The organism is Fluviicola chungangensis (assembly GCF_007558725.1).
In the GTDB taxonomy this organism is placed as follows: domain Bacteria; phylum Bacteroidota; class Bacteroidia; order Flavobacteriales_D; family Crocinitomicaceae; genus Fluviicola; species Fluviicola chungangensis.
Genome location: NZ_VLPL01000002.1, coordinates 570,604 through 581,369 on the forward strand (window position 1 = coordinate 570,604; position 10,766 = coordinate 581,369).

Below are 10,766 nucleotides of genomic sequence, written 5' to 3' on the forward strand. Positions count from 1 at the left end.
TTATGGAAGAGAAAAGAGACATCGATATGGAATTGAAAAGCGAGCAGATGAATGAAATGCTTTCAAATCCGCCTTCCTGGATCGTCAGATCCGGTAACGGAGTTCTTCTCATCGCTTTATTGGTTTTAATTGTCCTTGCCTGGTTCATTCGTTATCCCGATGAAATAAGTGGTGAAGTGTCGATAACATCGTCGCAAGCACCCATTGAATTATCGAACCAAAGTTATATTCAGTTAAAAACATTGAATGTTACGGAAAATCAGGAAGTAAAAGCTGGTGATCTGATCGCTCAGTTTGATGTTCAGGCTAAACAGACAGACATTTTGACAGCAACGCATTACCTGGATGTGCTTGAAAGAATGAAGGGACATTTTCCAGCGTTTATTCCTGAATTTAAAGAACAAATTTATTTGGGAGCTTTCCAGGAACAGTGGGCCGCGCTCCTTTTCAATATTCGATTGTGGAATAATGAATACAAGCAAAATACAAGTGCCAGGGAATTGGCTTTCATCCGGAAAGAAATCTCCTACCGCGAACAATTGCAACTGATATCAGGAAAGAAAATCCGGCTTTCGGAAGATGAATACGAAATGATTGCAGAGCAACGGGCAGGAAGTGAACGGCTTGCGGAGCAACAAGCAATTTCGAAACAAACCCTGAACCAGGATATGCGCTTGCAGATGCAGGCAATGCAAACTGTCCAGGCTCAAAGAGAACAACAGGTTCAAAATTTGATTGCCTTGAATGCGCTGAGAAAAGACGAGTTGCGTTTGGAACATGAGGCCAGATTGCAAAAACTGCAAAATGCGGTTGAAATTCAAAAGAACCTGGCGGCCCTTCGGAACAGTTTTCAAAATTGGGAGAAGCATGCAGTCTGGATTGCGCCGTGTTCCGGAAGGATACTTTTTAATAAGCTTTTGCAGGTGAACCGGTTTTACAAGGCAGGCGAAGCATCCCTGGTGATTGTTCCGGAAGGAAAAGGCTACCGGGCTGTTGCGCGTATTTCCAGTTCGGGAGCAGGGAAGTTGAAAACCGGTCAGAAAGCATTTATTGAGCTCATTGATTACCCGAAAACGGAATTTGGAATGCTCGAAGGGAAAGTAAACAGTTTAACTCAAATGGATAAAGAAGGAAAATACGAAGTTCAAATAATCCTGCAACATCCATTAAAAACCACTTACAACAAAGAAATTCCGCCGAAAGTACAATTGAAAGGAAAAGTCAAGATCCTTACAAAGGACAAACGCTTGCTGGCGCGTTTCTTTGAACAATTAACCGATTTGATCAAATGAAGTGGAATGTTTTCATCGGATTTATAGTGGCCGGTTCTATTGCGTATGGACAGGGGGTACTTTCATTACAATCCTGCCTGGACAAGGTCGAAGAAAATTCCTTGCAAACGCTCACGGAAGTGAACCTGGTCAGCAGTGCGAAAGTCACGCTGCAATTCCATTGGTGGACCTTACTTCCCATGTTAAATGCAACGTCCGGAGTCAATACCTCTTTTGGTCGAAGATTGGATCCGTTCACAAATACATTCGCCACAAGTTCCGTAAATTCCCAATCGTTTGGATTGAATTCAAGCGTTCCAATAGTGAATGGGTTTTCTTATTTCCATAAACGAAACTTCTTAAAGGCAAGCATCGAAAGGGATGAAACGGGGTTGAAAAGGAAGTTGAATGAATTAAAGATCCGTGCGGTCGAAACCTACCTGACTTTGTGTGATCTTTCAGTACGAACAGAGTTGGCGGAATTGCGTATTGAAAAATACAAGCAGATCCAGGATATTCAAAAATTGCTGATCAATGAAGGACGAATAAATGCAATAGATACCTTAAAGAGTCACTATTCGCTGCTGAACGAACAGGATGTATTGGTGAATCTTCTGCACGAAGCGAAACTAATGGAAATCGATCTGAACTTCCAAATGGGGTTGCCACTTAATACTGAACATACAGTCGATATTTCTTCTTTGTTTGTTAGCGAAGAAAAGGTGCAATTCGAAGAGGTTTACCTGGCGGAATTGGTTGAAGCGGAATTGGAATTAACGGAAAATCAATGGAAGATCGAACGGTCTAAACTGTTCCCGGTTATTTCACTGAATGGATTGGTAGGTACCGGTTTTTCAACCAATAATAAGAACTATTTGCTGGATGGGACTCCAACAAAACCGTATCTTGGTCAGATCCGGGAGAATTTGTATGAAGGAATCGGGTTTTACCTGAATATTCCCCTGTTCAATCGTGGCGAATGGCTTAAAACCAGGCAACTAAGCAGGATTAAGCAGACTGAATTAACCGGTAAGGTGGAATTGACCAATCAGCTTTTGGAAAAGAGGCAGTTAGAGCACAGGCAGGCGCGTTTAAACCTGAAAGCAAAACTGGAACAAAACAAACAACAGATTAACAATCTGGAAATGATTTACACCAAAAGCATCCTGCTCTACCGGGAAGGCCGATTAACGTATCCCGAATTGGAAGCGGCTCTGATGGAATGGCAGGTGAAGCTCGCGGAATGCGAACGGTTGAAATTGGATAACCAACTATTAGAACACTATGAATACTGACAATTCACTGAACATTTCTTTTGAGGACCTGTTTAGATTACTGATGGGTCTCATTGCGGACGATTTAAAGGTGCAGCGGCATTTGTATCACCTGAGCCTGAGCGGGTTGGACACGACTCCCTTGCAATTGGACCTGCACCGCAGCATTTTTATCCTGGCCGGATTTAAGGAAGCCACTATTTCCGAAGAACTGGAGGAATGGTATTTTGAACAAACGCTGCGCGTGAATGACGCAGAGCTGGTACCGGACGAACAAGCACTAACTCATTTGTCTGCAGAGATCCTGGAAGGATTGCTGAAGCGGCGGAATGAGGTATACGGCAGGAAAATGGCCAATTAAAGTGCGCGATACAGCGGGAATTAATCACAATTCACACCCATTCTTATTTTTTACCACAGATACGCAGATAATGGGAGGCGCTTACCAGTCGCCTCTTTTTTGGAAATCTTTTTAAATTCTTTCTATACTTGAAAAAGCGAGTGCGGTAGCCGAGCAAAAAAATCTGTGCATCTGCGGTAAAATAGAAAATATTGTGCTTCAATAATGGCTTGGGTGGGAATAATACATATACCCTGATACAGCGCGCCTACGGGTGAATAATGAATAAAAACATACCGCTCATTATTTGAGCGGTTTAAAAATATTTATCTAACTTAGAAATGTTAAACCAAACTAGAATTACTGCAACTCAGACAATCCAACTATTCACCTTCTTTTGTATCTACTCAAAGAAGCCTTGCCATTGGCTTGGTTAGTGGGAATTCATTCATTTTATCACTGTTCTTATCAATTGATAAAACCTGTTTTTTATATCACTATTTTCCTTCTCTTGCTTGTGAAACCATTACAAGCGCAGCTAAACTTGGTTCCAAACGGGAGCTTTGAGGAATACACCGTTTGCCCAACGAGTAATGAACTTAACAATGGTCAATTCGAACGCGTAGAAAATTGGTGGAGACCAACTGAATCCACTCCAGACTATTATAATCGCTGTAATAATGGAATCGTAGATATACCTTCAAACTTTTGGGGATATCAAGAAGCTTTCCAGGGGGACGGGTACGTTGGTTTCGGAGCAATATCCTGGAACATTACCGGTGAAAATTTAGGTAATGAATATTTCAGAACTCAATTAGTTGAACCATTAAAACCTTGTGTAAGATATAGATTTTCTATGTATGTATCGTTAGCAGAAGCCAGTAGTTATGGTGTCGGAGATATCGGAGCTTTTTTTTCCACTGATGATAATTACTTATCTACTATGCTTTCAATAATTGAAGAGCCTCAAATAATATATGACGGGGTTCCAATCATTGATACATCCAATTGGACTAAAATCGAAGGAACCTTTATTGCAAATGGATTTGAGAGGTATCTTACAATTGGTTATTTTAGAGATAATGTCACATTGGATACTTTGTTTTTACAAGATTTTGGACCGTCGATTCAAGTTAAAGAGGCACTATATTATGTGGATAGCATCTCGCTTGTAGAATTAAATTATGTATCTACGGAATTATGCGATGCCAAGAATATTGTTTTTCCAAATATTATTACACCAAATGATGATCATATTAATGATGAATTGGATATTTCTAATTACCTAGGGATTATCAATGAAATTATAATATCTAATAGATGGGGAGATATTGTTACAATTCTCAATGGTGAAAATCCAATATGGAACGGAGAGGGATTATCGGATGGGTTATATTTTTACCGTTTCACATTAGAATTAGATAACAAAATTCAAAAGACAGGTTTTATTCAGTTAATGAGATGATGAAAGAAGCGGATATTTTGGAATACCTGATTATAAAAGAATAGAATCGTCTTCCAGATATTTTTTAAGAAAATCAATATCTAGTTTTAAAACAAAGCAGATTTTTAGCAATGTTACAATTGGAAGAGTAGATTCATAATTTTCAATGCGTCGGATTTGTTTTTCATCCAAACCGGTTTCTGATGCTAATAAAGATCGTGATATAGCTAATTCTTCCCTGCGAAGCCGAATCTTTTCACTGATCTGTTTGATTACGATTCTCTCTTTTTCATTACTCACATTCAAAGGTGCTGTATGAAAAAAACAATAGCTCGGACAAAGTGTCCGAATTAATTATATATTTGAGTATTAATGATGAGCGTAAATAGCTTACGTTCCCGAAAACTAATTTTGCAACGATTCACAACTGAAAACATTAAACCTTTATTTAAAACTATTCACCGGCGGAGCCATCTAACTTTAAGTTGGCCTGTCTGCGGGATGCAGGCACTTTGAAAATTCATTACCCGAATGGGCAAAGTAATCACTATTTATTAACCCTATAAACTGAAAGTCAATGAGAAAATAATCCAACCTTTGATATATTAAGTCGTCTACCGGGTGTGGACGATTGAATCTTGAAATGATAGAGATTCTTTACTAATTTTATAATCAATTCTTATCAATTGATAAAACCTGTTTTTTATAGTATTCTTTTTTTAACCCTATTCGCATTCCCTTTTGGTTTTGCACAGACCAACTTGGTCTATAATGGAGGGTTTGAGGAATATTATTCCTGTCCTGTTTCAAATGATTTAAATAATGGGCAGTTGGAACTCTGTAAAGGCTGGTGGAAGCCAACCATGGGAACAAGCGATTACTTTAATCGTTGTAATAATACCGGAGTAGGTGTACCGAACAATTTTTGGGGGTATCAGGAAACGTTTGAAGGAAATAGTTATGTAGGGTTGTTCCCAATAGATTGGTATATTAATTCTGGTGAATATTTTGGTTCCGAATATATACAAACACAACTTTTGGATCTCTTAACCCCATGCGTTGAATATCATTTTGAAATGCAGGTGAATTTTGCCAATTATTCCCGTTATGGATTTTCGAGATTGGGAGCTTTATTTACTCAGAACCCTATTCATTCGACCACCTGGGATGCAATCACTTTAAACCCTCAAATTCTGAATAATCAAGGAATCTTGGTAGATACGCTTAATTGGGTGAAAGTTGAAGGTAATTTTATTGCCTCCGGAAATGAACAATACCTATGTATTGGTTATTTTTTTGACAATGTACAGAATGATACAGTTAATTTTCAGCCTCCTGTTGGATTTCCCGAGGAGGGGGGGGGGTATTATTATATTGATAATGTCTCGTTAACTGAAATCGGGGTTGTTCCGAACTGTGATTATTCGCTTCCGAATATCATAACACCAAATAATGATGGGATAAATGACATTTGGGAATACAACTCTCCATCAGAAGGAGAACTAACCATTGTCAACAGATGGGGGAATACCGTATACCACGAAAAAGGAATTTCCTTTAGCTGGAACGGAGGAGAATGTACCGACGGGGTTTATTATTACAGGTACAACTCTGAACTATTTTCGAAAACGGGTTTTATTCAGTTGATAAGGTAACACTTATTAAATATGAAACGAATCATACTCTTGGGGTTAACAACCCTGAGTATTTTAACAACACAGGCACAGGTTGTGCCCACAATCAGCACTCCGCCCAATGGCGGGCAAACAAACGGGGATTATTGGAGCCGGGCAGGTAACACCACAACCGGGAACAATATTTTCGGTACGATGTGGAATTCACCCATTTACACCGTTACCGGGAATACCTTCAGTTCCGGTAACAATTACAGAACCAAATTAAACGGAATTTTTTCTGGGCCAAATCAATATAATATCAATGGTTTTGGCTGGAATCAGGGGATCAACACCACCGGCTACATGCTTTTGGGCAATAACCTGAATAATTTCTACACTAACATGGGTGCCTTTTCCCTGTTGCATTTGAACACGCAAAGCACCGGGAGCATCCAGGAGTTCGGTTTCCGCCCGTGGATGAAAACCGGGATTACTTTAACGGGGAACTCGGATCTGTCCTATATGGGGTTGCGGCAATTGGGGACCGGGGAAGATGTTACGGAAACCACCATTGCCTGGTCAGATAATGCCGGGTCGATTTCCGGGCCGGATGAACTCACTTTCCGGTATACAGAAGGAAGCGGGAGTACCTACAATACCAATTTTGCCAATGCGGATGATATGGACGGCAGACACATCGCCCGTTTCACAGGCGAAGGAGCTATGGGGTTGGGAAATACTTTTGGTATCAATATCGGCAGCAGCGTAAATTATGCGCGGCCAATGTCTTTGTTGCACCAGAGTTTCCAGTTCGTTGCAGGAAACGGAGCTGAAGGAAACGGGTTTCACCAGATCACTTACCGCAGGGCCAATGGTGCTTCCTCTGATATCGTAGGACAAGGTGAAGCCGCTACGGATGGGCTTCGATTCGGAATTGACAACGATGTATTCAATACCGGCGGAGTTAGTTACTTAAACAGTTACCTGCGCTGGCAGGAAGCATCCAGTTTTATTGTCCAGACTGAAGACGATGCAACACCGAATATTCAGTCAAACGAACGCCTTCGGGTTACTTCTATCGGGGCACTCAGCACCAATTACAACACGATACTTTATGATGGCTTAACAGCTTCTTCCAATGCTACCCGAATTTCAATCAGCGAATCAGGGGCCGCTCCACTTCTTCGTCCTAAAAGTTTGTTACACTTGGGATACGATTATGGAGGTCTATTTAATATCCAAGGCTACCGCAAATGGATGGATTTGGGAATGTTGACAAGTAATCAACGCGACCATGTTTGGATCGGATTGAAACCACGTGATTCTATTGTATCAACAGTATCTCAAACCAATGATAAATTAGATGCAGTTGTTGCATGGGGAACCGACAGAGAAGCCACCTCCCCAACTCAGGTAGACAACATGCGCTTTATTTTTACAGGCCATGTATTTGATGTGAATCCGGAAGGAGCACCTTCAACCAGTTATAATGGTTTGGAAATGATGCGAATGTATCCTGCAACGGTATATACCCATCCCATCTATGATGCTTCCGGTACATTGATCGGAAACGAGAAAAGCTACGGGCGTGTTGGGATCGGAGACTTTACCGCATCTGGTGTTAGCGGGGAGCCTACACAAAAATTAGACGTGGTAGGAAATGCACGTTTGCGCTATTTACCTGATCCTGCTTTTGCTAGAGACAGCACGGTGGATAAATTTGTCATGGTTGATAGCACTGGAGTTTTAAGATGGGGGTATGCCCCAAAGGGTCTGTCTTGCTGGGATTTGAATGGGAATGGTATCCCGGAAAGCAATGAAGATATTAATAATGATGGTCAATGGGATGCACTTGACTGCCAGGGTGATGACGGCCCGATGGGATCTTTCGGGGCACATAATGGTACATCCCTTTCAACAATCGACACAACCAAAGTTTCACTTGGACAGGATTTGAATCAGGTCGGTTCACCAGGTAGGCTTTTAAGTAACCGTGAAATACCAATGAATAACTTTAATACAATATTCACGAATGCTCCAGGCTACGATGGAAACGCCAACCGTTTAGGATTGGGGACATCCGCACCCTCCGCTAAGCTGGATATCACAATGACTCCAACAACACCGTATTCTGTTCCAATTGCCTTAAATATTTCTATGAATCAGGCTGCATCCAATGGACAGATTATTGGGCAGCGCATGGAACTATTCGGTAATAACACTGTTAATAGTGGTGCAAAGTGGAGTGTTCAAGCTGGACAAACACAATCAGAAGGTCATTTAGTCATGGTCCATGGGAATAGTACAAGTAATTCAAGTCATCAAGGAATAGTCGGTACTTGTGATGTTGGAGGACTGCCCATACTCAATGTTGGTGTAGCTGGTGCCGCTAGAGGAGGAAAATCTACTTATGGTGGTAATTTTAATGCAACTGGAGTTGCTGGATCAAATATTACTGCAGGAGTTCATATACATGCACAAGGTACTGGTAATAATAAGGTTTATGGCTTACATGCTCAAATTGGTGGCTCCGGAACAGGAACTGCGTATGGGGTATTCAGTGATGTTCTGTCAACTACAGCTAATTATACCATTGGTGTTTATTCTAATATATATGGTAACACCAATAATCCTATAAATAGAGCAGGATATTTTACAGGTCCTGTTGAAGCAACTAGCTTTATTACCACACCTTCTGATCAACAGTTTAAAACGAATGTTAATCCATTGGTTGGAAGTTTGAAATCGATTCAGGGACTTAAGCCAGTTTCTTATTATATGGATAATGTAAATTATTCGCAGTTTGGTTTTGACTCCAATTTGCAATTTGGATTTATTGCACAGGAAGTTGAAACTGTATTCCCGAATTTAGTTCATGAAAGTTTACATCCTGCGCAATACGATTCTTTAGGTGTTGAGACTTTCCCGGCAGTACCCTATAAGTCACTTAACTACAATGCAATGATTCCAGTAAATACAATGGCAATCATTGAATTAAACGAGAAGGTTGATCGGGCAACACTTTCAGATCAAACCATGAAAACAAACGTGCAGGATCTAACAGGTTCATTGGACAAGGTGTTAGATATGCGTGGTGTGTCTTACGATTGGAATCATGCAGTAAATCCTGAAATGAATCTGGACAGTTTAAATCACGTTGGCTTCATCGCACAGGAAATTGCACAGATCGATCCAAGATTAACTTACTTGGCGGATGACAGCTTATTGCATGTTGAATATGATAAGGTTGTTCCTATCCTTGCTGAAGCAATTCAGGAAATGAATGATTCAATCGAAGTAAGAGATTCTATTTTCAATATATTAATAACTGAAAACTCGACTCAGCAAACAATTATTAATACATTATCAGCAGAAAATGCGTCTCAGCAATCTACTATTGATGATTTGAATAACCGATTAACTCAATTGGAAAACTGTTTGTCCGGAATCTTGCCTTACTTGTGTCAATTGAGCCACAGTGCAATCCAGGCAAATACACCTGAAACACAGGAAGAAGTTCGTAAGAACCTAAATGTGACATTGAGTAATCGCAATGCAATTGTATTGGATCAGAACGTACCGAACCCGTTTGCAGAACAAACCATTATCAACTTCTCTATTCCTGAAACGGTGAAGAAGGCGCAAATTCATTTCTACGATGGAAATGGTCGCTTTATGAATTCAGTTGATGTTATAGAAAGAGGCCTTGGCAGTGTGACTGTATTCGGATCTGATTTGAGTACCGGTGTTTACACTTACACTTTGGTTGCAGATGGTCAAGTTGTCGCAACGAAGAAAATGATGAAACAATAGATTTGATAAAATAGGAGGAAATTCCCTGCATTCATTCTATAAAACCCATCTTTGTGAATTACACCACAAGGATGGTTTATCAAACCAGGGCGGTAATAGCTGGGGGCGTCACCACATGAGCGGGCGCCTCTGCTGTTTTATAAACAGATTGATTTTACCACTGAAATACTTTCTTTGCCTTCGGGTCTTTTTCTTTTTTCGTCCGGGTTTTTTCGGATTCCGGGAAATGGACAGCCATTCCGAAGCGAATATTGAGGGCATTCAGCCACTCTTTGTGCGGTTCCTGTTTCCCGTAAATATTGGTTAAGCCCAGGGAATAGCAGGGAATGAGGTAAGCCGAAAAGTATCTTGAAAAACGGTACTGGATCCCTGCGGAGAACAGGAGGTTGATCCCTGCACTGTTCAATCCTTCGATGGTTTTTGCATCCTCCGGGCTCACGTCGCTCCCCAGTGAATCGAGGATGGTTGTTTTCGTTTTCATACTTAGCGGAATATAGGGCTGAATGCCGGCACCTGCCAGGAACTGCACACGTTTTCCGTAGGTGAAGTACATTTGGATCGGGAGTGCAAGCATGTTGTATGCACGGTCGTAGGAATAGGCACTGTCTGAGGTCGTGGATTCGTATTTGTATGATTCCCCGTAGCGGTCGATTGCCAGTCCGGCCTCAAACGTCCAGAAGCGGTGAATGCGGTTGCGGACACCGACCTGGTAGGTCCAGCGGTTGATCATGTTTTCGTCGGCTCTTTTTCCTACCGGCCTGCCAAACAAGCCTTCGTTTGTTTCAATTTTGTGAGATCCGATACTGTAACCCGCTCCGATGAACGCAGTGAAATCCATCAATCCGGCATCCGGATCGTATTTTTGAGAAGGATCTTTGTCTGCTTTACCCGATTCGGTTGCGTTTTTCTTTTTAGCGTCTTCTACCTTCCCGGTAGAGATTTGCGCATGATTCGCAAAGGGGCTAAAAATTAATAAGGCCAGGACTGCTAATTGTTTCATGAAAAGCT

At 41.1% G+C, this 10,766-nt stretch carries 8 protein-coding genes; 6 read left to right on the forward strand and 2 right to left on the reverse strand.

Annotated features, from left to right (window positions below; translation table 11 throughout):
- The first annotated feature begins 2 nt into the window (after nt 1-2).
- From FO442_RS06060 to FO442_RS06075, 4 genes are all read left to right on the forward strand, one after another.
- Nucleotides 3-1,292, forward strand: a complete 1,290-nt coding sequence (locus FO442_RS06060; protein WP_144332260.1) for a putative HlyD family type I secretion protein — start codon at nt 3-5, stop codon at nt 1,290-1,292.
- Nucleotides 1,289-2,566, forward strand: coding sequence for a TolC family protein (locus tag FO442_RS06065; protein ID WP_144332261.1), 1,278 nt, complete (start codon nt 1,289-1,291; stop codon nt 2,564-2,566). The genes FO442_RS06060 and FO442_RS06065 overlap by 4 nt, the downstream gene beginning before the upstream one ends.
- A complete protein-coding gene (locus tag FO442_RS06070) occupies nt 2,556-2,906 on the forward strand; it encodes a hypothetical protein (RefSeq protein ID WP_144332262.1) in 351 nt (116 codons plus the stop codon). Before FO442_RS06065 ends, FO442_RS06070 begins: the two co-directional genes overlap by 11 nt.
- Nucleotides 2,907-3,282: 376 nt before the next feature.
- Nucleotides 3,283-4,350 (forward strand): T9SS type B sorting domain-containing protein, encoded by a 1,068-nt coding sequence (locus FO442_RS06075; protein ID WP_144332263.1) that lies wholly within the window; start codon nt 3,283-3,285, stop codon nt 4,348-4,350.
- Nucleotides 4,351-4,380: 30 nt separating this feature from the next.
- Here FO442_RS06075 and FO442_RS06080 read toward each other — a convergent pair whose 3' ends face one another.
- Nucleotides 4,381-4,629, reverse strand: a complete 249-nt coding sequence (locus FO442_RS06080) for a helix-turn-helix domain-containing protein (protein ID WP_186279936.1) — start codon at nt 4,627-4,629, stop codon at nt 4,381-4,383.
- 386 nt (nt 4,630-5,015) lie between these two features.
- On the opposite strand from FO442_RS06080, the gene FO442_RS06085 reads away from it, so the two are divergent.
- Nucleotides 5,016-5,984, forward strand: a complete 969-nt coding sequence (locus tag FO442_RS06085) for a T9SS type B sorting domain-containing protein (protein ID WP_144332265.1) — start codon at nt 5,016-5,018, stop codon at nt 5,982-5,984.
- Between the two features lie 12 nt (nt 5,985-5,996).
- Nucleotides 5,997-9,758 carry a tail fiber domain-containing protein gene (locus tag FO442_RS06090; protein ID WP_144332266.1) on the forward strand — a complete coding sequence of 1,254 codons (3,762 nt, stop codon included), beginning with the start codon at nt 5,997-5,999 and terminating at the stop codon, nt 9,756-9,758.
- Between the two features lie 154 nt (nt 9,759-9,912).
- Here FO442_RS06090 and FO442_RS06095 read toward each other — a convergent pair whose 3' ends face one another.
- The gene (locus FO442_RS06095; protein WP_144332267.1) at nt 9,913-10,758 is read right to left on the reverse strand and encodes an outer membrane beta-barrel protein; all 846 of its coding nucleotides are present in this window, start codon (nt 10,756-10,758) and stop codon (nt 9,913-9,915) included.
- Nucleotides 10,759-10,766: the final 8 nt, after the last annotated feature.